Below are 20509 nucleotides of genomic sequence, written 5' to 3' on the forward strand. Positions count from 1 at the left end.
TAGGATAATTACATTGGGTGGCCGGGTGGGGGAGTGGGCCGGTGCCGCTTCCACGCAAGTGGATCAAACTCTAGGGTCGCGCGATCCGATAGAGGATGTGGCGTTTGAGCGGACTGCCGTCGGGCACCGCGGGATGATCGAAATCGCCATCGGCGACGCGCGCCATGCCGAGCCGCTCCATCAGCCCCCAACTGCGCGTGTTGGCGGCAACGGTGATCGCGGCGATGCGCGGGGCAGGCGTGTTGGCCCAGCCCCAGGCGAGGCTCGCCTCGGCGGACTCGCGGGCATAGCCCTGCCCCCAATAGGCGCGGCCGAAGCGCCAGCCGATTTCGACATCGTCGGCGATCGGAGTGTCGGGGGCGCCCGGCTTGAGCCCGCAAGAGCCGAGCAATGCCCCATCCGCGCGGCGCTCGACCGCCCAGAAGCAATAGCCGTGGCTTTCGAGATAACCGTTCTGCCGATCGAGCGCGGCGTCGGTTTCGGCGCGGGTCAGGCGCGGGCCGAGGAATTCCATCACCGCAGGATCGCTGCAATGCGCGTGAAAGACCGGCCGATCGGCCGCGCGCCAGCGCCGCAGAATCAGGCGCTCGGACTCGATCACCCGGCAAGCAGCCGCGCGGCGTGGAGCGCGTGATAGGTGAGCACCCCCGAACAACCGGCGCGTTTGAAGGCAAGCAACGTTTCGAGCACCACCGCATCGCGATCGGCCGCACCAGCGGCGACGGCGGCCTCGATCATCGCGTATTCGCCGGAAACTTGATAGGCGAATACAGGAGCTTCGAAGGCGTCTTTTACACGCGTGATGATATCGAGATAGGGTAAGCCCGGCTTGACCATCACGCTATCGGCGCCCTCGTCGAGATCGAGTTCGACCTCGCGCAGCGCCTCCTGCCAGTTGGCGGGATCCATCTGATAGGTCTTCTTGTCGCCCTTGAGCAGCCCGCGGCTGCCGACCGCGTCGCGGAACGGGCCGTAGAAGCCGCTCGCATATTTGGCGGCATAGGACATGATCTGGACGTTGATATGGCTGTCGCGCTCCAGCGCGTCGCGGATCAGGCCGATGCGGCCGTCCATCATATCGCTCGGCGCGATGATGTCGGCGCCGGCGGCGGCCTGGTTGAGTGCCTGCGCGACAAGCACCTCGGCGGTCATATCGTTGATGACATAGCCGGCCGCATCGAGCAGCCCGTCGTGGCCGTGGCTGGTGTAGGGATCGAGCGCGACATCGGTGAGCACACCCACCTCGGGCACCGCATCCTTCAGCGCACGGATCGCCTGGCACATCAGATTGTCGGGATTAAGCGCCTCACGCCCGTCATCGCTGCGGCGATCAGGCTGGGTATAGGGGAACAACGCGACGCACGGGATGCCGAGATCGCGCGCCTCTTTCGCGCGCGCGACGATGCCATCGACCGACCAGCGCGAGACGCCCGGCAGGCTCGCGATCGGCTGTTCGACGCCCTTGCCTTCGACCACGAACAGCGGCCAGACGAGATCGGCCGGGGTCAGCACGGTTTCGGCGTGGAGGCGGCGGCTCCACCCGGAGGCGCGGGTGCGACGAAGGCGAAGGGCGGGATAATGACTCATGGGATGATCCTGTGCGTCCATGCGCAGAAAGGTGCAAGCGGCGCGGCGGCTGCCGACCGCACCCATCAAAGGTTACAAAGGCTACGGTAGCGCCCCTTGGGTTTTCCCATACCCAAAATTCGAAACATTGAAACGGGCCGAGGTGTCGAAACAAGCGTGCGGTCGCATCGGGACCGCTGTATCAAATCGGGCTCGTGTAGGACAGCGCGAGTGAATCCATGACCATCCGATCGGCCGCGATGATCGTCAACGCCCAGTCACGCAAGGGGCAAGCGCAGTTCGACGAGGCGTGCGCGGCGCTGGAGGCCCTGCCCTTCCCGGTCGATGCCCATGCCGTCCACGATCCCGGCACGCTCGACGATATCATCAAGGCAGCGCTCGCGAAAAAGCCCGATCTGCTGATCCTCGGCGGCGGCGACGGCACGATTTCGGGGCTGGTCAATCATCTGGTCGGCACCGGGACCGCGCTGGGCGTGCTGCCGCTGGGCACCGCGAACAGCTTTGCGCGCACGCTCGGCATTCCGCTCGATATCGCGGGCGCGGTCGAGGTGTTGCGCACCGGCAAGCGCAAGCGGATCGACCTCGGCATGATCGACAAGGATTATTTCGCCAATTGCGCCGCGATCGGGATTGCCCCGCAGATCGCGCAGTCGGTGCCGCACGGCGTGAAGAAATATCTCGGCCGCGTCGGCTATCTGAGCTGGGCGGCGCTGCAATATGCCAAATTCAGGCCTTTCGAACTGACGATCGAGGACGCGGGCGTGCGGCGCAACGTCGATGTGGTCGAGGTGCGGATCTCCAACGGCGGCTTCCACGGCGGCACCGAGATCGTCGACGAGGCGCGGGTCGATTCGGGCGAGATCATCGTCCAGGCGGTAACCGGATCGTTCAAGCGCCGCCTGCTCAAGAACTGGGCGGCGAGCGCGCTGCGGCTGGCGGCGCGGCACGACGATACGGTGAGCTTCACCGGCAAGGCCTTGCGCGTTTCCACGCGGCCGCCGCTGCCGATCTCGATCGACGGCGAGGTGCTGGCAACGACGCCGGTGACCGCGCGGATCGCGGCGGGGGTGATCGAGGTGATCGTGCCGGCGTAGCTCCGAGGTGGCGCCGCGAATCCGTCACCCCAACGCATGCTGGGGTTCATGTCCGTTGCGATTTGTCCATCCGCCAGTCGCCATCGAGACAGCGATGGACCCCAGCCTTCGCTGGGGTGACGGTGGGGGCGGGTTAGCCCAGCCGCGCGAGGGCGGCGTGCAGGCGTTCGGCTTCGGCCGCCTTGTCGGCGTGGTCGGCGCGGGCCTTTTCGACCGCTTCGGGCTTGGCGCGTTCGACGAAGCTCGGGTTGCCGAGCCGGGCGGCGAGCGCATCGCGTTCCTTTTCCGCCGCCGCAACGCCCTTGGCGAGCCGCGCGCGTTCGGCGTCGAGATCGATCACGCCGGCCAGCGGGAGGACGAAGGTGGCTTCGTCGACCACCACCTGCGCGGCACCACCGGCGCCCACGTCCCCTTCGGCGACATCGACACGCGCCAGCCGGGCGAGCGCGGCCGCCTGGCGGGCGAGGCGCTCAGCCGTCTGTGCCGAGGCATCGCGGACGTGGAGCGGCATCCGCGCGCCCGGCGGCACGTTGAGTTCGGTGCGCGCGGTGCGCAGATCCGAGACCAGGCGGATCAGCCAGTCGATTTCCTTCACCGCCTCGGCATCGAGGCTCCGCGCGTCGGCGCCGGGCCAGTGCGCGACGATCAATTCGTGGTCGCGCGCGCCGCCCGCGTGCCACAATTCCTCGGTGATGAAGGGCATGAACGGGTGGAGCAGCACCAGGATCTGATCGAGCACCCAGCCGGCGACGGCGCGGGTTTCGTCCGCCTCAGCGCCGATTGCAGGGCCATCGGCGGTGCCGAGCAGCGGCTTGATCAGTTCCAGATACCAGTCGCAGAAGCGGTTCCAGACGAAGTGGTAGAGCGCGTTCGCAGCCCCATCGAAGCGCAGGTCGGCCAGCGCGAGATCGACCGCCTGCACCGTCTCGACGGTCTCGGCGATGATCCATTTGTTGACCGCGAGGGTGGCCGGCGGCGCATCGCGCGTCGTGCTCGCGGCGATGCCGTTCGCCTGGCAGAAACGCGTCGCATTCCACAGCTTGGTCGCGAAGTTGCGATAGCCCGCGACGCGGCTCTCATCCATCTTGATGTCGCGGCCCTGGCTTTCCATCGCCGCCATGAAGAAGCGCAGCGCGTCGGCGCCGTACTGATCGATCAGCCCGAGCGGATCGACCGTATTGCCCTTCGACTTGGACATTTTCTGCCCATCCGACGCGCGCACAAGGCCGTGGAGATACAGCGTCTTGAAGGGAACATCGCCCATGAAGTGCAAGCCCTGCATCATCATCCGCGCATCCCAGAAGAACAGGATGTCGAAGCCGGAAATGAGGATATCGTTGGGGTAGCGGCCGGCGAGTTGGATGGGATCATCGCCCTCACCCTTCCCACCGCCTTCGGCGGCGGGCCCCTTCCCTCTCCCATCGGGAGAGGGAGGGAGCGGCGAAGCCGCGGAAGGGTGAGGGTGAGCCGTGACGTCGGGCCAGCCCATCGTCGCGAACGGCCAGAGCGCGGAGGAGAACCAGGTGTCGAGGACGTCCTCGTCGCGGCGGAGCGGTACGCCCTCGCCTGCTTCGCGCTGCGCTTCTTCCTCGCTCTCGGCGACGATGATGCGGCCGTCGTCGGCATACCAGGCCGGAATCCGGTGGCCCCACCAGAGTTGCCGCGACACGCACCACGGCTGGATGTTCTCCATCCAGTTGAAGAAGGTCTTTTCCCACGTCTTGGGGACGATCTTGATCTTGCCCGAGCGCACCGCCTCGATCGCCGGTTTGGCCAGCGTGGCGGCGTCGACATACCATTGGTCGGTCAGCCACGGCTCGATCACCACGCCCGAACGATCGCCGTAGGGGGTCTGGATGACGCGATCCTCGACGCGCTCGAGCAGGCCAGCCTCGTCGAGCAGCGCGACGACGCGCGTGCGGGCGTCGAACCGGTCGAGGCCGATCAGGTCGGCGGGGATCAGCCCATCCGCGGTCTGTGCGACCTTGGCCGTGGCGTCGAGCATGTTCAGCATGTCTGACGCCTTGAACCCGGCGCGCTTGCCGACCTCAAAGTCGTTGAAATCATGGCCCGGCGTGATCTTGACCGCGCCCGAGCCGAGTTCGGGATCGGCGTGCTCGTCGGCGACGATCGGAATTTCACGACCGGTGATCGGGAGCCGCACCATCTTGCCGATCAGGGTCGCGTAGCGTTCATCGGTGGGATGCACCGCGACCGCCATGTCGGCGAGCATCGTCTCCGGCCGCGTGGTGGCGACGTGGATGAACCCGGTGCCGTCGGCGAGCGGATATTTGAGGTGCCAGAAGCTGCCCTGCAACTCGCGTGTCTCGACTTCGAGGTCGCTGATCGCGGTGCCGAGGCCCGGATCCCAGTTTACGAGGCGCTTGTCGCGGTAGAGCAGCCCTTCCTTGTGAAGATCGACGAAGACCTTGAGCACGGCCTTCGAGAAGCCCTCGTCCATCGTGAAGCGTTCGTTGGCCCAATCCATCGAGCAGCCCAACCGCCGCAATTGCTGCGTGATCTGGCCGCCCGATTCGGCCTTCCATTCCCACACCTTGTCGATGAATTGCTCGCGCGTGTAATTGGTGCGCTTGTCCTGCTTGAGCGCCATCTGGCGTTCGACCACCATCTGCGTCGCGATGCCCGCGTGATCGGTGCCGACCACCCACAATGCGTCCTTGCCCTTGAGCCGCGCGTGGCGGACGAGGATGTCCTGCAAGGTGTTGTCGAGCGCATGACCGATATGGAGGCTGCCCGTCACATTGGGCGGCGGGTTGACGATCGTCCACGGCTCGGCGCCCGGCCGCGCGGGATGGAACAGGCCGCGTTCCTCCCAATGCGCGTACCAGCGCTGTTCGATTGACGCGGGGTCGAAGGTCTTGGCAAGCTCAGTCATGCGACGAGCCCTTAGCGGGGCGAGGCGCGGTTCGCCAAGCCTGTGGCCGCGAGAATTACTCCTGCCCGGTGATCCGCGTGATCTCGCGCGCCACCATCTTCTCGACCAGTTCGGGCAGATGCGCGTCGAGCCAGTCGCGCAACATCGGGCGAAGCATATCCTCGACCAGCCCTTGCAGCGTGTCGCTGCCCTCGGTCTCGGGCTTGACGATCAGCTTCGAGAGCGACGCGAGCGCGCCGCGGCTGGCCTGCGCGGCCTGTTCGGAGAGGATCTGTTCGCGCCGCCCCTGCGAGGCGAGTTTGGCGTCGGGTTTCGGAGTCGGCACCGGATCGCTCAGTTCGAGCACTTCCTCGCTATCCTCATGCGCCTCGTCCTCGGCGGCCGCGGGCTTGGGCGCGGGCGCCCCGCGCGCGGCACGGCGCGCCTTGGCGGAGGCGGACACATCGCCTTCCTCGGCGATGATGCGTTTGATCGAGGACAGGATGTCCTCCATCGACGGCTCGGCGCTCACGTCCCCCATCCTCAACCCCACGCGCATGGGACCGCCCTCATGGACGATCGGAAAGCGTGTCACCTGCGGGATTCGCAAGGCTCCTGTCAACCGGCGTATCGAGGATCGGATCGAGCGTGTCGTGCACTTCGGCGCCCTGCGCGGGCGTTTCGGCGGTGCCGGTGCTGACCGCTTGCGGCCGGGGATCGCTATCCCAATCCCAGATGCGATGGTGGACGCGATCGTAATTGGCGACCGGATCGTAGAGCACGCCGCCGTCGAGCCCGAGATCGCGCGCCTCGGCCTTGCCCATCGCCGCGAGCAGCGAGAAGCCCGCGACATAGGCGTCGCGCCGCGCGGTGACGAGCGTGACCTGCGAATTGAGCAATTCCTGCTCGGCATTGAGGATATCGAGGATGGTGCGGTTGCCGACGCTGTTTTCGGCGCGCACGCCTTCGAGCGACAGCCGGTTGGCGCTCACCGCCTTTTCGGACGAGGCGATCACCTGCTGCGCCGATTGCCACACGGCATAGGACGAGCGCGTGTTGGCGATGACGGTGCGCTCGATGTCGATCGCGTGCTCGATCGCCTCGCTGTGCTGCGCCTGCGCCTGGCGCACCTGCGCGGCGGGGCGGCCGCCCTGAAAGAGCGGGATCGAGAGCGTCACGCCCCCCGTCACCCCGAGACCGGAATTCTGCGCCGTCCCCGCGCTCGTCCCCGGCGACGAGCCGAGATAGTTGAAGTAGTTGCTGCCCGCGACAACGCTGACCGTCGGCAGCCGCTGGCCCTTCGCGACGCCTACGTCAAACCCCGCCGCCCTGCTTTGCTTGACCGCGGCGAGCAGCATGGGGTTGTTCTCGATCGCCACATCCACCGCCGAATCGGGGCTGGCCGGAAGGCTGGAAAGCGCCGGCGGCGGCTCCAGCTCGCCGGGAGGGCCGCCGACCAGGCGGACGTAGTTCTCGCGGCTGCTGATCAGATTCGCCTCGGCCGTCTGGAGATCGCTGCGCGCGAGCGCCAGCCGGGCCTCCGACTGGGCGACGTCGGTGCGTGTGAGATCGCCGACCTGGAAGCGGTCGTTCGTCGCCTGGAGGTTGACGTCGAGAACGTGGACGTTCTGCTGGTTCAGCGAGACGATCGCCTCGTCGCGGATCACGTCCATATAGGCCGCGACGACGGCGGCGAAGAGATCGGCCTCGGTGCCGCGCAAATTGGCGCGGCCGGCCTCAACGCGCGTCTTTGCCGCCGCGACTCCATTGCGCACCGCGCCGCCATTGAACACCGGCAGCGACACGTTCGCCTGCGCGTCGATCGAGCGCGGCGTCGAGGCGAAGATGTTGCTCGCCGAGCGCAGCGTTTCGGTATAGCCGCCGTTGAGCGACGCCTGCGGCAGCCCATAAGAGCGCGCGATCGGCACATTCTCGTCATTCGCGCGCTGGTTGGCGCGCGCGGCGTTGAGCGTGGGGTTGGTCTGATAGGCCTTGAGCAGCGCCTCGCGCAGCGTCTCCGCCGAGGCCGGGCCGGCGATCAGCGCCAGCGCGGCGCCGGCAAGCAGGACAGGTCGAAGCGTCAAGGGCATCCCCCAATCAGAACCGGAAGCTTTTCGGTTTCGCGAAACCCGGCAGCGCAACGCAATCCATGTCCGCGAACGCGCGCAGCCCGAAGCCGCCCTCGGTCCGCACCCCGGCCGCGAGCCGGGTCACGCCGCGATCGATCAGCCCGGCGACGACGGTGCCGCCCGGCCGGACCTGCGCGACCAGCGTATCGGGCAGATGCTCGACCGCGCCATCGACGACGAGCACGTCATACGGCGCCCCGGCGGGCGCCCCCGCCTCGAGCGGACCTTCGACCAGCGTGACGCGCGCATCGCCGAGCGCGACACGCGCCGCCCCGGCGAGATCGGGATCGGATTCGACCGCCGTCACCGTCGCGGCAAGCTCCGCCAGCACGGCCGCGGTATAACCGCCCGCAGCACCGATCAGCAGCACCGAATCGGTCGGCGCGATATCGGCAGCAGTGAGCAGCCGCCCGGTGGCGACCGGCACGTTGGCGGCACGATTGCGCCCGAGCGGCACCGCGGTGTCGCGGTAGGCGAGCCGCGCCACGCTTTCGGGCAGATAGGCTTCGCGCGGCACCCGCAGCATCGCGGCCACGATCCGGGGATCGTCCACCGCGTTGGTGCGCAACTGGCTCGCCACCATCGCCTCGCGCATGGCGGTGAAATCGGTCGTGTCGGTCGCTTGCTGAATCATGATCGCATCCCTGTCGCACAACTGTTTTAGTCATGCAATACACTTATTGGTTCGAGCGGCTTGTATCGTGCGCGCCGCTGCGCGCCAAGAACGTCACGCCACTTTCATGGGCATGACGGTTGACATGCGGCGCGGGCTTGCGCATCTGCCCCCGCTCCGGCCCGATGGCGGAGTGGTGACGCAGAGGACTGCAAATCCTTGCACCCGGGTTCGATTCCCGGTCGGGCCTCCAGATGTTTTGCACGAAGGCGGCTGACGCGATGACCGCTGCGCCGACCACCGGCCTCGAAGCCATCCTCCTCGACAACCGCGCCCGGCTGGTCCGGTTTCTGGCGGCGCGCGGCGCGGGCGACCATGCCGAGGACGTGTTCCACGAACTCTGGCAGAAGATCGCGGGCCAGCCCGAACGGCCGGTCGCGCAACCGATGTCGTACCTGTTCCGCGCCGCCGAGAATTTGATGCGCGATCGCCATCGCGCCGATCAGGCGCGCGCGCGCCGCGAACAGGACTGGCAAGAGAGCGACGGCGCCCCTGCCCCGCCGCCGAGCGGCGAGCGCGTGCTGCTGGCGCGCGAGCGGCTGCGCCAGGCCGAGGCGGTGCTGACCGGGCTCGGCGAGCGCGCCGACGCCGTGTTCCGCCGCTATCGCATCGACGGCATGGGCCAGGCCGAGATCGCGCGCGACCTGGGGGTCAGCCTGAGCACGGTGGAGAAGGATCTGCAAAAGGCCTATCGCGCACTCGACGAACTTCGGGAGCAGTTCGATGCGGAATGACCCACCCCGCTCCGTCGTGTCCTGGATATGGCCATGACCGCACCTTCGGACCAGCTTCGCGAGACCGCACGCTTGTGGGCGATTCGCGTCGCCGACGTCGATTTCAGTGATTGGGACGGCTTCACCGACTGGCTCGCCGCCGATCCGGCGCACGCCGCCGCTTATGATCGCGCGGCCGACGCGCACGCCGCCGCCGACGCGCTGTTCGATGCGCCACCGACGCCCCTCGCCGAGCCCGCCGCCGCACCGAGGCCGAGCCGCCGCCGGTTCCTGTGGCTGGGCGCGGGCGGCGCGATCGCGGCGGCGCTGGCGGTGACGCTGGGGCTCGACATGACCGCGCCCGACCCGAGCGCGCCCTATACGATCGCGACCGAACCCGGTGCGCGCCGCACGATCGAGCTTGCCGACGGATCACGGATCGAACTCAACGGCGACACGCGGATCACGCTCGACAAGGCCGCCCCCCGGTTCGCGAGCCTCGATCGCGGCGAGGCGATGTTCCATGTGCGTCACGACGATTCGGACCCGTTCGTCGTGATGGTCGGCGACGACAAGCTGGTCGACGCGGGCACCGCGTTCGACGTGATGCGCAGCGCGCGCACGACGCGTGTCCAGGTCGCCGAGGGCAAGGTGATCTACAACCCCGATCTCGACAAGCTCGCGCTCGATGCGGGCGCGACGCTGCTGATCGAACCCGACGGCGTCACGCTCGGCCGGATGACGCCCGGCGATATCGGCGGCTGGCGCACCGGCACGCTCGTCTACGCTGGCGCCTCGCTGGCAACCGTCTCAGCCGATCTCGCGCGCAGCCTGGGGCGGCCGATCGACGTGGCGCCGGCGATCGCGGCGCAGCGCTTCACCGGCACGCTCACGCTCGGCGACGGCGAGCCGAGCGCGACGCTGGCCCGGATCGCGCCGTTGCTCGGGGTCGTGCCGGCGCCTAAAGGCGAAGGCTGGATCCTGACCAGCCCGAACCGTGCCCAGCCTTAGTCGCTATCTCATCCCGCTTACGCTCGCCGGGATCACCCTCGCCGCCCCGGCCGAAGCCGGGCAACGCGCGTCCATTTCGGTAAGCGAGACCCGGCTCGATCGCGCGATCATCGCGATCGGCAAGCAAACCGGCACCAGCATCGGGCTGCGCGACCCGAGTCTCGCCCCGCTCCGCGTCCACCCCGTCAAGGGCGATCTGAGCGCCGCCGAGGCGCTCGCCAGGCTGCTCGCCGATACCGGCGCGCGGGCGCGGCGGATCGCCGACGACACTTTCCTGATCGAGCGCGCGGCCGCCCCCCGGCGCGCGCCGGTGCCGCTGCCGCGCACGGCGCCGCTCGAACCGCCGCCGCCCGAGGAGATCGTCGTCACCGCGAGCAAGCGCGAGACATTGCTCTCGCAATTCGCGGGCAGCGCGAGCGTGATCGACGGCGCCGCCTTCTCGACCGGCGAGGCCGGGCTGGGCACCGACGGCATTGCCAATCGCGTCGCCAGCCTGACCTCGACGCACCTCGGCCCCGGCCGCAACAAGCTGTTCATCCGCGGGGTGGCCGATTCGAGCTTCACCGGGCCGACGCAATCGACCGTCGGGCAATATTGGGGCAATGCGCGGCTGACCTACAGCGCGCCCGACCCCGATCTGAAGCTCTACGACGTCGCCTCGGTCGAGGTGCTCGAAGGGCCGCAGGGGACGCTCTACGGCGCGGGCTCGCTGGGGGGCATCATCCGCGTCGAGCCGATGCCGCCCGATCTCTACGCGGGCGGCGGCGGCGCGTGGGCGGCGGGACAACTCACCGAACACGGCGATCCGGGCGGCGACGCGGGCGCGGTGCTCAACGTGCCGATCGCCGAGGGCAGCGCCGCGTTCCGCGGGCTCATCTATGGCGGCATCGACGGCGGCTATATCGACGACCGGCGGCGCGGCGAAAACGACGTCAACCGGGTGCGAACGCTGGGCGCGCGCGGGGCGATCCGCGTTTCGGTGGCGCCCGACTGGACGGTCGATCTGACGGGCACGTTCCAGAGCATCAAGGGCGACGATGCCCAATATGCCGACCGCGCCGACGGCGGGCTGAGCCGCGCGAGCGCGGTCGCGCAGCCGTTTCGCAACGATTATCTGCTCGGTGAATTCACCGTGCGCGGGATGATCGGCGACGTGCGGATCGTCTCGGCGACCGGCGTGTCGGACCAATATGTCGCCGAGACGTTCGACGCGACCACCGGCGATACCCCGCGCGCCTTTTCGCAGACCAGCAAGATCCGCATGATCACCTCCGAGACGCGGGCCTCGCAGCGCGCCGAGGACGGCAGCGGCTGGCTGATCGGGGTCAGCCTGCTCCACAACAGCGCGAAATTGAACCGGGAGATCGGCGCGGTGACGATGCTCGCGCCCGCCGCGGGGGTGCGCAACCGGATCGACGAGGCGACCTTGTTCGGCGAGGCGACGATCGCGCCTTTGCCCCGGCTCGCGATCAGCGCGGGCGGGCGCGTCACCTATTCGTGGCTGTCGGGCACCGCCGAGGACGTGCCCGCGACCTATGCCTTCCGCTTCGACGCGGCGGCGCGCGCGAGCCGCGGCGAATGGCGGGCGCTGCCCTCGGTGTCGCTGCGCTACAATCCGCTCGACGATCTGATGGTGTACGCGCGCTATGAGGAGGGATACCGGCCCGGTGGACTTTCGATCGACAGCGATTTCATCCAGCGTTTCGAGGGCGACCGCATCGGCACCGCCGAAATCGGCCTGCGCTGGGGCGGCGCGACCGACGGCAATGTCGAGATCGGCGCCTCGCTCGCGGCGACGCGCTGGAACGACATCCAGGCCGATCTGATCGACGGCGTCGGTTTCCCGACCACCGCCAATATCGGCGACGGCCGCATCCATTCGGCGGGGATCAACGCGACGTGGCGCGTGGTGCCCGCGCTCAAACTCGACGCGTCGGTCTATCTCAACGACAGCAAGGTCACCGCGCCCGCGCCGGTGCTGATCGCGGCGCTGATGCGCCCACTGAACGGCGTCGCGCTCGATTCGGCGGCGGCCGCGCGCAAAATCGCCGATTCGCTGCCCAACATCGCCGGGGTGAGCGCGCGCCTGGGCTTCGATTACGGCGCCGAGATCGGGGGCGGCATGCTGCTGCGGCTGAGCGGCTACGGCCGCTATATCGGCAAGTCGCGGCTCGGCATCGGCCCGCGACTCGATCAGCCGCAAGGCGACCTGCTCGACACCGGGCTCGAACTGCGCGTGGGCGCCGCCAATCGCGCCGTCTCGCTGGGGATCACCAACCTGTTCGACACGCGCGGCAATCGCTTCGCACTCGGCAGCCCGTTCCTCGTCGGCCAGAGCGACCACATCACCCCGCTGAGGCCGCGCACGGTGCGCCTCGGGTTCGAATTCGGATTTTAGAAAGTCTTTTACGGGATCGGCGGCGCGGGTTCGTCAACCTCCTCGAAACCACAAGGTTCAGAGGAGCGACATGCGTATTCTTTTGTGCACCACCGGCCTGACGTCCGCGGCGCTGCTGGCCGCGTTTCCGGCCATCGCGCAGACCAAGATCGAGACTAAGATCACGACGCCGGTCGCGACCTCGACCGCCAACGACGGCGCACCCGACGATATCGAGATCACCGACAAGGGTTCGGTGGTGCCGACCGGCGGCACCGCGGTGACGCTCGACAGCGGCAACGACGTCAAGAATGCGGGCACGATCCAGATCACCGGCGCGAACAACGCCGGCGGCATCCGCGCGGCCACGACCGGCAGCGGGACGATCACCAACAGCGGCAAGATCATCCTCGACGAGGATTACACCCCCAAGGACGATGACGACGACGGCGATCTCGACGGGCCGTTCGCCAAGGGCAGCAGCCGCTTCGGCATCGTGACAGACGGGGCCTTCACCGGATCGATCGCCAATTCGGGCGAAATCACCATCGAGGGCAACAATTCGGGCGGCATCGTCGCCAACGGACCGCTCACCGGATCGCTCAAGAACGACGGCAAGGTGACCGTCACCGGCGATAATTCGATCGGCATCGGGCTCGGTGACGTCAGCGGCGACGTCACCATCAACGGCACCGTCCAGGTGCAGGGCAAGAACGCGGTCGGCGTCGCGCTCGACGGTGATATCGGGGGCGCCGCGGTGTTCCAGGGCGCGGTCGCGACGACGGGCTATCGCAGCACGACGGCACCGTCGGACGCCTCCAAGCTCGACGCCGACGATCTGCTCCAGGGCGGCCCCGCGGTGCGCATCGCGGGCAATATCGACGGCGGACTGATCTTCGCCCGGCCCCCGGCGGACACCGACAAGGACGACAAGGACGAAGACAAGGACGGGATCGACGACGACAAGGAAGGCACCGCCTCGATCACGTCCTACGGCAGCGCGCCGGCGGTCGAGATCGGCTCCGCCACGCGCGATATCGCGCTCGGCGCGGTCGCGGGCGACACCGGCGGGCACGGCCTCGTCGTCGATGGCGGGATCGCGGCCAACGGCGTCTACGAGGGCGTCGACGCGGTCGCGGTGTCGATCGGCGGCAAGGGTCATGCGGTCGATCTTGCGGGCGGCATCGCCGTCGGCGGCACCATCGCCGCGCAGGGCCAGGCGAGCGCCACCGCGCTTCGGATCGGCGCCGGCACCTCGGCGCCCGACCTGACCGTGACCGGCGCGATCGGCGCCAAAGGCGGCAGCGGCGAAGGCTATGCCGCGCGCGCGATCGACATCGCCGAAGGCACGACGGTGACGCACCTCACCAACAGCGGCGCGATCACCGCATCGACCAGCGGTAAGGGCGTCGCGACCGCGATCCACGACGGCGCGGGCAACCTCGCGCTGATCGAGAATTCGGGCGCGATCGGCGCCTCGGCCTCCGACACCACCGCCGAGGCGATCGCGATCGACCTGTCGGCGAACAATAATGGCGCGACGATCAAGCAACTCCTGGTCGAGGAAGGCGCCGCGCCCGCGATCGAGGGCGATGTCCGCTTCGGTTCGGGCAACGACGTATTCGACGTCGCCGACGGCACCGTCGCGGGCGCGGTCGATTTCGGCGCGGGCGCCAACCGGCTCGCGCTGTCGGGCGACGCCAGGCAAACGGGCAGCGTCGCGTTCGGCGCGGGCGCCGACACGCTGAGCCTCGCGGGCACCTCGCAGCTTGCCGCCGATGTCGATTTCGGCGGTGGCGCCGATATCCTGACGATGGCGGAAGGCACCGCGTTCAGCGGCAAGCTGAGCAACAGCGCGGGCGTCGCCGCGACCATCGGCGGCACGTTCGATCCGACCAACACCGGCAATGTCGCACTGGCGTCGCTCGATGTCGGCGCGAAGGGCGCGCTCGGCGTCACGATCGACAGCGAGAACGACACCAATACGCTCTATCAGGTCGTGGGCGCCGCCAATTTCGCCGAAGGATCGACGGTGCGCGTCCACCTGACCAGCATCGCGGGCTCGCTGGGCGATCACGTCATCGTCCAGGCGGGCACGCTGACCGGCGGCGACAAGGTGACGAGCACGAACACCGACCTGCCGTTCCTGTTCAAGAGCGAGCTTTCCAGCGATGCCGCCGCAGGCACCGTGACGCTCAGCATCGACCGCAAGAACGCCACCGAACTCGGCTTCAACCGATCGGACGCGGGCGCCTATGACGCGGTGTTCGCGGCACTCGACAAGGATTCGGACATCGCCGGCACCTTCCTTGCGATCGGCGACGGCGACACGTTCCGCACGCGCTATCGCAGCTTCCTGCCCGACCATGCCGGCGGGTTGTTCGAATCGGTGACGCAGGCATCGCGCGCCGCCGCGCGCTTCCTCGGCGACTATCAGCCGATGGTCGAGCGCGGTGGCTGGAACTTCTGGCTCCAGCAGATCGCCTGGGGCACCTCGAAGGATCTCGGCGACACCGCCGCCTACGACATCGGCGGCTGGGGCGCGACCGCGGGCGTCGAACGCGCGCTGGGCGGTGCGGGCTTCGCCGGCATCACGATCGGCGCCGCGCTGGGCCATGACGATGACGGCTCGACCGACAATGAGGTGTCGAGCGAGCAATATGAGATCGCCGCGCATTGGCGCGGCCGCTGGGGCGGCTTCGCGCTCGCCGCGCGCGGCGGCATCGCCAAGGTCGATTTCGACGGCCAGCGCCGGTTCGACGCCGCAGAGTTCAGCCGCGTCGCTTCGGCCGACTGGGGCGGTACGCTGGTGTCGGGGATCGCCCGCGCCTCGTACGAGCTTGCGCTCGGCAAGCGCCTTTACGTCCGCCCGACCGCGCAGTTCGATTATTACAAACTGAGCGAGGACGGCCATACCGACAAGGGCGGCGGCCCGGCGTTCAACCTGATCGTCGCCAAGCGCACCAGCGATGAGGCAACGGCATCAGGCCTGCTCGCGCTCGGCTACAATCTGGGCAATACCGACGCGGCCGACGGCTGGTTCCGGATCGAGCTCGAAGGCGGGCGGCGCGAGATCGTCGGCGGTTCGATGGGCGATACGATCGCTCATTTCGAGGACGGCGATCCGTTCACGCTCCAGGCCGACAAGCGTGAAAGCGGCTGGGTGGGTCGAATTCGCGCCGGCGGCGGATCGGACCGGTTCAGCATCACCGGCGAGGCGGGCGCCGAGCAACAGCTCGGCCACGCCGCGGTATCGGCACGGGTCTCGCTCAACTTCGGCTGGTGAGACGCGTTTGAGAATGCGCCTTTCGGCGCATGGCGGCACCGGCCCACTCCCCCACCCGGCCACCCACAGGATCATACTGGATGGGTGGTCGGGCGGGGGAGCGGGCTGGTGCGGCTCCAGAAATCGCCCTTCCACGGTTTCTCAAACAGGCCACCGCAACACCGTTGCAATGCTGCAACAACTATCGGCGGATAAAGCCACACTGCGTTGCAATATAGTGACAGCGGTATGACATTCCCCCCGAACGACCCGGCATCGACCCGGATCGAACAGGGAGAATGTCATGCGCTCGACCTTGCTTGTCGCCCTTGCCTGCGGCACCGCCGCCATCGCCACGCCGGCGCTTGGCCAGACGACCGACGATCAGGCGACGACCGGTAGCGGCGCGTTCGATCCTTCGCAGACGATCATCGTCACCGGCAGCCGCGTCAGCGACCGCACCGTTGCCGACAGCCCGGTGCCCGTCGACGTGATCGGCGGCGAGCAGCTTCAGAACAGCGGCTATTCCGAGACCAACAAGGTTCTCAACCAGCTCGTCCCCTCGTTCAACTTCCCGCAGCCGTCGCTGACCGACGGCACCGATTCGATGCGCCCCGCCACGCTGCGCGGCCTCGCGCCCGACCAGACTCTGGTGCTGATCAACGGCAAGCGCCGCCACACCTCCGCGCTGCTCAACCTCAACGGCTCGGTGGGCCGCGGTTCGTCGTCGGTCGATCTCAACGAGATCCCGCCGATCGCGATCGACCGGATCGAAGTGCTGCGCGACGGCGCGTCGTCGCTTTATGGCTCCGATGCGATCGCGGGCGTGATCAACATCGAATTGTCGAAGCGCGTCGGTGTGCGCGGCACGGTGACCTACGGGCAGTATCGCACGCGGATGGACGGCGTCGACGCGGTGACCGGCGTCGTCACCGGCCCCGGCGGCCTGCCCGTCGTGACCAGCGCCGGATCGTCGCCGTCGGGTGACTTCCTCGAGCTTCAGACCACGGGCAAGGATCGCGTCCGCCACGACGGCGAGACGGTGACGCTGGCGACCAGCATCGGCCTGCCGGTGGAAAACGGCTATTTCGTCTTTTCGGGCCAGTTCAGCGATCGTGACCCCACCAACCGCTCAGGCGCCGATCCGCGCCGCCAGTTCAACAACGTGGGTGACCCGCGCGAACTGACGTTCGATCGCTACAACCACCGCTTCGGCGACGGCAAATCGACCGATTACAACTTTTTCGTCAATGCCGGGCACGATATCGGGACGCTCGAGCTGTACGCCTTCGGCAGCTACGGCATCCGCGACGCCAATGCGGCGGGCTTCTATCGCCGCAGCAACGACAGTCGTAACCGCGATTACGGCGCCTCGCTCACCGATTTCGTGCCTTATTATCCCAACGGTTTCCTGCCCGCGATCACCAGCGAGATCGAGGACGTCTCGGGCGCCGTCGGCCTGAAGGGCGAGATCGGCGGCGGCTGGAACGCCGACCTGTCGGTCGTCTACGGATCGAACCAGCTCGATTACGGCGTGGTCAACAGCTTCAACACCTCGATCGGCAGCCCCGACAGCCCCGAGCGGTTCGACGCCGGCGGCATGGCGACGGGCCAGACGGTGGCCAATCTGGACCTCACCCATCCGCTCAACGTCGATTTCATGAAGAGCCTGGGTGTCGCTGTGGGCGGCGAATATCGCAACGAGAACTTCAAGATCCGCCCCGGCCAGGAAGCGAGCTACATCAATGGCCCGTACAGCGCCTATGGCGCGCCGGGCGGATCGCAGGTGTTCCCCGGTTTCCGCCCCAACAACGCGGTCGACGCCTCGCGTGACAGCTTCGCGGGCTATGTCGAGGTGGACGGCGACGTCAGCGACGCGCTGTCGTTCCAGCTTGCCGGGCGGTACGAACATTATTCCGATTTCGGCGACACGCTGAACGGCAAGGTCGCCGCGCGCTTCGAGATCGTACCGGGCGTGGCGCTGCGCGGATCGGCCTCGACGGGCTTCCGCGCGCCGAGCCTCGCGCAGCAATTCTTCGCGACCACCTCGACCAACAACGTCGCGGGCACGCTGATCGAGGTCGGCACCTTCCCGGTTTCCAATCCGGTGTCGGTTGCACTCGGATCGAAGCCGCTCAAGGCCGAGAAATCGACCAATCTGGGCGGCGGTATCGCGCTCAACCCAATCGCAGGGCTCAGCCTGACGGCCGATTACTACAACATCAAGGTCCGCGACCGCGTGACGCTGACCGAGAACCTCCAGGGCGCCGACGTGGTGACGATCCTGCAAAATGCCGGGATCAACAACGTCACCTCGGCGCGCTTCTTCGTCAACGGCGTCGACACGCGCACGCAGGGTATCGACATCGTCGGCACCTATCACCTGCCCGACACCGGCTTCGGCAGCGTGACGCTGACCGCGGGCTATAATTACAACAAGACCAAGATCACCGATCGCGCGTCGCTGCCCTCGCTGCCCGGGCTGATCCTGTTCGGGCGCACCGAATCGCTGCGCCTCACCCACGGCCAGCCGCGCGACAAGATCAATCTGTCGGCGGATTGGAGCCTCGACCGCTTCGGCATTACCGCGCGCACCAACCGGTATGGCAAGGTCCTGAGCCCGGGCGGCTCGAACGATCTCGCGGTCGGCCCCGGCGACGGCCCCGCCGATTACACGCTGGGCGCGAAGTGGATCACCGACATCGAAGGCCGCGTCACGCTGGTCGACGGGCTCCAGGTCGCGGTCGGCGCGGATAACGTATTCGACGTCTATCCCGATCATGTGCCGGTGGGCGGGGCGTTCGGCACCGCGGGCTATTACCTGCCCTATTCGAGCTTCTCGCCGTTTGGCTTCAACGGGCGCTTCCTCTACGGACGGCTCTCGATCAACTATTGAGCGAGGACGATATGCGGCACGCCGGCACCTTCCTGACGCCGCTGGTGTTGGCGCCGCTGGCGCTGCTGGTGGCGGGGTGCGCGACCCAGAGAGTCGCGCCCCCGCCCGAGCACGCGATTTCCGAGCGCGCGCTCGATACGTCGAGCGCCGCGGCGGTCGACTGGCGCCAAAGCAAGCCGGTGACGGCGCCGCACGCGATGGTCGTCTCCGCGCAGCATCTCGCGACCGAGGTGGGCGTCGAGATCCTGAAACGCGGGGGCAATGCGATCGATGCCGCCGTCGCGGTCGGCTATGCCGAGGCGGTGGTGCATCCGTGCTGCGGCAATATCGGCGGCGGCGGATTCATGACGATCCACCTCGCCTCGGGCGAGAATCTGTTCCTCGATTTCCGCGAGAAAGCGCCGCTCAAGGCGACCGCGACGATCTTCCAGGACGAAAGCGGCAACGTCGTGAAGGGCCGCAGCACCGGCACCTGGCTCGGCATCGGCACGCCCGGCACGGTGATGGGGCTCAACGAGGCGCTGAAGCGATACGGCACGATGCCGCTCGCCGAGGTGATCGCGCCCGCGATCGAACTGGCCGAAAAGGGCTATGTGCTGCTGCCGGGCGACGTGAAGATCCTCGACAACCGCACCAAGGATTTCGCGACCGAACCCAATGTCGCGGCGATCTTCCTCAACGACGGCCGCCCGTTCGTGGCCGGCGAGCGGCTGGTGCAACGCCAACTCGGCGCGACCTTGCGCACCATCGCCGAGGGCGGCACCGACGCCTTCTACCGCGGCGAACCGGCTGCGGCGGTGGCGGCGGCAAGCGCGGCCGGCGGCGGGCTGCTGACCACCGACGATTTCGCGAAATACACCGTCCGCTGGGACAAGCCGGTGCTGTGCGATTATCGCGGCTATACCGTCGTCTCGGCCCCGCCATCGAGTTCGGGCGGCACGACGCTGTGCGAGATATTGCAGACGATCGAGGGCTATCCGCTGTCCAAATGGGGCTATGCCTCGGTCGAGGGGACGCACCATATCGTCGAAGCCGAGCGCCGCGCCTATGCCGATCGCAACACCGATCTCGGCGATCCGGCGTTCGTCAGGAACCCGGTCGCGAAGCTGATCTCCGAAGAGCACGCCGAGAAGCTGCGCGCGAGCATCCTTCCGAACCGCGCCACGCCATCGAGCGAGATCAAGGGCGGCGTCAGCGCCGACGAAGGCACCAACACGACGCATTATTCGGTGGTCGACAAGGACGGCAACGCGGTCGCCGTCACCTACACGATCAATTACCTGTTCGGGGTCGGCAAGATCGCCGGCGACACCGGCTTCTTCCTCAACAACGAGATGGACGATTTCACCTCGAAACCGGGGGTGCCGAACAGCTTCGGGCTCGTCCAGGGGGCGGCCAACGCGGTCGCGCCGGGCAAGCGGCCGCTGAGTTCGATGACGCCGACGATCCTGCTCAAGAACGGCAAGGTGTTCATGGTGACGGGCAGCCCCGGCGGCTCGACGATCATCACCACCGTGCTCCAGAGCATCATCAACGTCGTCGATTTCGGGATGAACATGCAGCAGGCGGTCGATGCGCCGCGTTTCCATCACCAATGGCTGCCCGACGTGGTGATGATCGATCCGCAATATCTGACGCCGGAGAAGCGCGCGGCGCTGGAGGCGATGGGGCACAGCTTCCGCGAATCCGGGCCGTGGGGCGCGGACGAGGCGATCCTCGTCGATCCCGTGACCGGCGAGCGCCAGGGCGCCAACGACCGCAGCCGGCCGGCGGGGCTGGCCAAGGGATATTGAGCGGCCTGCACCGAATCTGCACCTGAATTCCCGCGCCGCTGCCCGCCGGGCGCGGGCGCGGCTCGACCCCGCCATGCGACATACCTTCGGACACGA

13 protein-coding genes and 1 tRNA gene are annotated in these 20509 nt (G+C 67.9%); 8 read left to right on the top strand and 6 right to left on the bottom strand.

Annotated features, from left to right (window positions below):
• Positions 1-70: 70 nt before the first annotated feature.
• The gene (locus tag DFR49_RS06600; RefSeq protein ID WP_119034847.1) at positions 71-601 is read right to left on the bottom strand and encodes a GNAT family N-acetyltransferase; all 531 of its coding nucleotides are present in this window, start codon (positions 599-601) and stop codon (positions 71-73) included.
• On the bottom strand, positions 598-1587 hold the full coding sequence (gene hemB / locus DFR49_RS06605; RefSeq protein ID WP_119035316.1) for a porphobilinogen synthase: 990 nt from the start codon (positions 1585-1587) through the stop codon (positions 598-600). The genes DFR49_RS06600 and hemB overlap by 4 nt, the downstream gene beginning before the upstream one ends.
• A gap of 218 nt (positions 1588-1805) precedes the next feature.
• On the opposite strand from hemB, the gene DFR49_RS06610 reads away from it, so the two are divergent.
• Complete coding sequence (locus DFR49_RS06610) at positions 1806-2681, top strand: diacylglycerol/lipid kinase family protein (RefSeq protein ID WP_119034848.1); 876 nt, start codon at positions 1806-1808, stop codon at positions 2679-2681.
• A 133-nt stretch (positions 2682-2814) separates the two neighbouring features.
• On the opposite strand, the gene DFR49_RS06615 is transcribed toward DFR49_RS06610, so the two are convergent.
• Genes DFR49_RS06615 through DFR49_RS06630 form a run of 4 tightly spaced genes read right to left on the bottom strand, consistent with a single transcriptional unit; the run spans position 2815 to position 8319 of the window.
• Complete coding sequence (locus DFR49_RS06615) at positions 2815-5577, bottom strand: valine--tRNA ligase (protein WP_119034849.1); 2763 nt, start codon at positions 5575-5577, stop codon at positions 2815-2817.
• Between the two features lie 55 nt (positions 5578-5632).
• The gene (locus DFR49_RS06620; RefSeq protein ID WP_119034850.1) at positions 5633-6097 is read right to left on the bottom strand and encodes a DUF2497 domain-containing protein; all 465 of its coding nucleotides are present in this window, start codon (positions 6095-6097) and stop codon (positions 5633-5635) included.
• Between the two features lie 28 nt (positions 6098-6125).
• The gene (locus DFR49_RS06625) at positions 6126-7640 is read right to left on the bottom strand and encodes a TolC family outer membrane protein (protein WP_245968270.1); all 1515 of its coding nucleotides are present in this window, start codon (positions 7638-7640) and stop codon (positions 6126-6128) included.
• 13 nt (positions 7641-7653) lie between these two features.
• Positions 7654-8319: a protein-L-isoaspartate O-methyltransferase family protein gene (locus DFR49_RS06630; RefSeq protein WP_119034851.1), complete on the bottom strand. Its 666-nt coding sequence runs from the start codon at positions 8317-8319 to the stop codon at positions 7654-7656.
• Positions 8320-8477: 158 nt separating this feature from the next.
• On the opposite strand from DFR49_RS06630, the gene DFR49_RS06635 reads away from it, so the two are divergent.
• The 7 genes from DFR49_RS06635 (at position 8478) to ggt (ending at position 20413) form a co-directional block, all read left to right on the top strand.
• A tRNA-Cys gene (locus DFR49_RS06635) sits at positions 8478-8551 on the top strand.
• Between the two features lie 28 nt (positions 8552-8579).
• Positions 8580-9092 (top strand): RNA polymerase sigma factor, encoded by a 513-nt coding sequence (locus DFR49_RS06640; RefSeq protein WP_119035318.1) that lies wholly within the window; start codon positions 8580-8582, stop codon positions 9090-9092.
• Between the two features lie 33 nt (positions 9093-9125).
• Positions 9126-10082: a FecR family protein gene (locus DFR49_RS06645; RefSeq protein ID WP_170150947.1), complete on the top strand. Its 957-nt coding sequence runs from the start codon at positions 9126-9128 to the stop codon at positions 10080-10082.
• Positions 10069-12480, top strand: a complete 2412-nt coding sequence (locus tag DFR49_RS06650) for a TonB-dependent receptor (protein WP_245968271.1) — start codon at positions 10069-10071, stop codon at positions 12478-12480. The genes DFR49_RS06645 and DFR49_RS06650 overlap by 14 nt, the downstream gene beginning before the upstream one ends.
• Before the next feature lie 70 nt (positions 12481-12550).
• Positions 12551-15745, top strand: a complete 3195-nt coding sequence (locus DFR49_RS06655; protein WP_119034853.1) for an autotransporter outer membrane beta-barrel domain-containing protein — start codon at positions 12551-12553, stop codon at positions 15743-15745.
• A gap of 283 nt (positions 15746-16028) precedes the next feature.
• Positions 16029-18620, top strand: coding sequence for a TonB-dependent receptor plug domain-containing protein (locus DFR49_RS06660; RefSeq protein WP_119034854.1), 2592 nt, complete (start codon positions 16029-16031; stop codon positions 18618-18620).
• A complete protein-coding gene (ggt, locus tag DFR49_RS06665; protein WP_245968272.1) occupies positions 18617-20413 on the top strand; it encodes a gamma-glutamyltransferase in 1797 nt (598 codons plus the stop codon). Before DFR49_RS06660 ends, ggt begins: the two co-directional genes overlap by 4 nt.
• The last annotated feature ends 96 nt before the right edge of the window (positions 20414-20509 follow it).

This window comes from Hephaestia caeni (assembly GCF_003550065.1).
GTDB classification, from domain to species: domain Bacteria; phylum Pseudomonadota; class Alphaproteobacteria; order Sphingomonadales; family Sphingomonadaceae; genus Sphingomonas; species Sphingomonas caeni_A.

Coding starts and splice junctions, on each gene's coding strand:
- hemB (WP_119035316.1), bottom strand. CDS start 1,587: ATGAGTCATTATCCCGCCCTTCGCCTTCGTCGCACCCGCGCCTCCGGG.
- DFR49_RS06610 (WP_119034848.1), top strand. CDS start 1,806: ATGACCATCCGATCGGCCGCGATGATCGTCAACGCCCAGTCACGCAAG.
- DFR49_RS06615 (WP_119034849.1), bottom strand. CDS start 5,577: ATGACTGAGCTTGCCAAGACCTTCGACCCCGCGTCAATCGAACAGCGC.
- DFR49_RS06620 (WP_119034850.1), bottom strand. CDS start 6,097: ATGGGGGACGTGAGCGCCGAGCCGTCGATGGAGGACATCCTGTCCTCG.
- DFR49_RS06630 (WP_119034851.1), bottom strand. CDS start 8,319: ATGATTCAGCAAGCGACCGACACGACCGATTTCACCGCCATGCGCGAG.
- DFR49_RS06640 (WP_119035318.1), top strand. CDS start 8,580: ATGACCGCTGCGCCGACCACCGGCCTCGAAGCCATCCTCCTCGACAAC.
- DFR49_RS06645 (WP_170150947.1), top strand. CDS start 9,126: ATGACCGCACCTTCGGACCAGCTTCGCGAGACCGCACGCTTGTGGGCG.
- DFR49_RS06655 (WP_119034853.1), top strand. CDS start 12,551: ATGCGTATTCTTTTGTGCACCACCGGCCTGACGTCCGCGGCGCTGCTG.
- DFR49_RS06660 (WP_119034854.1), top strand. CDS start 16,029: ATGCGCTCGACCTTGCTTGTCGCCCTTGCCTGCGGCACCGCCGCCATC.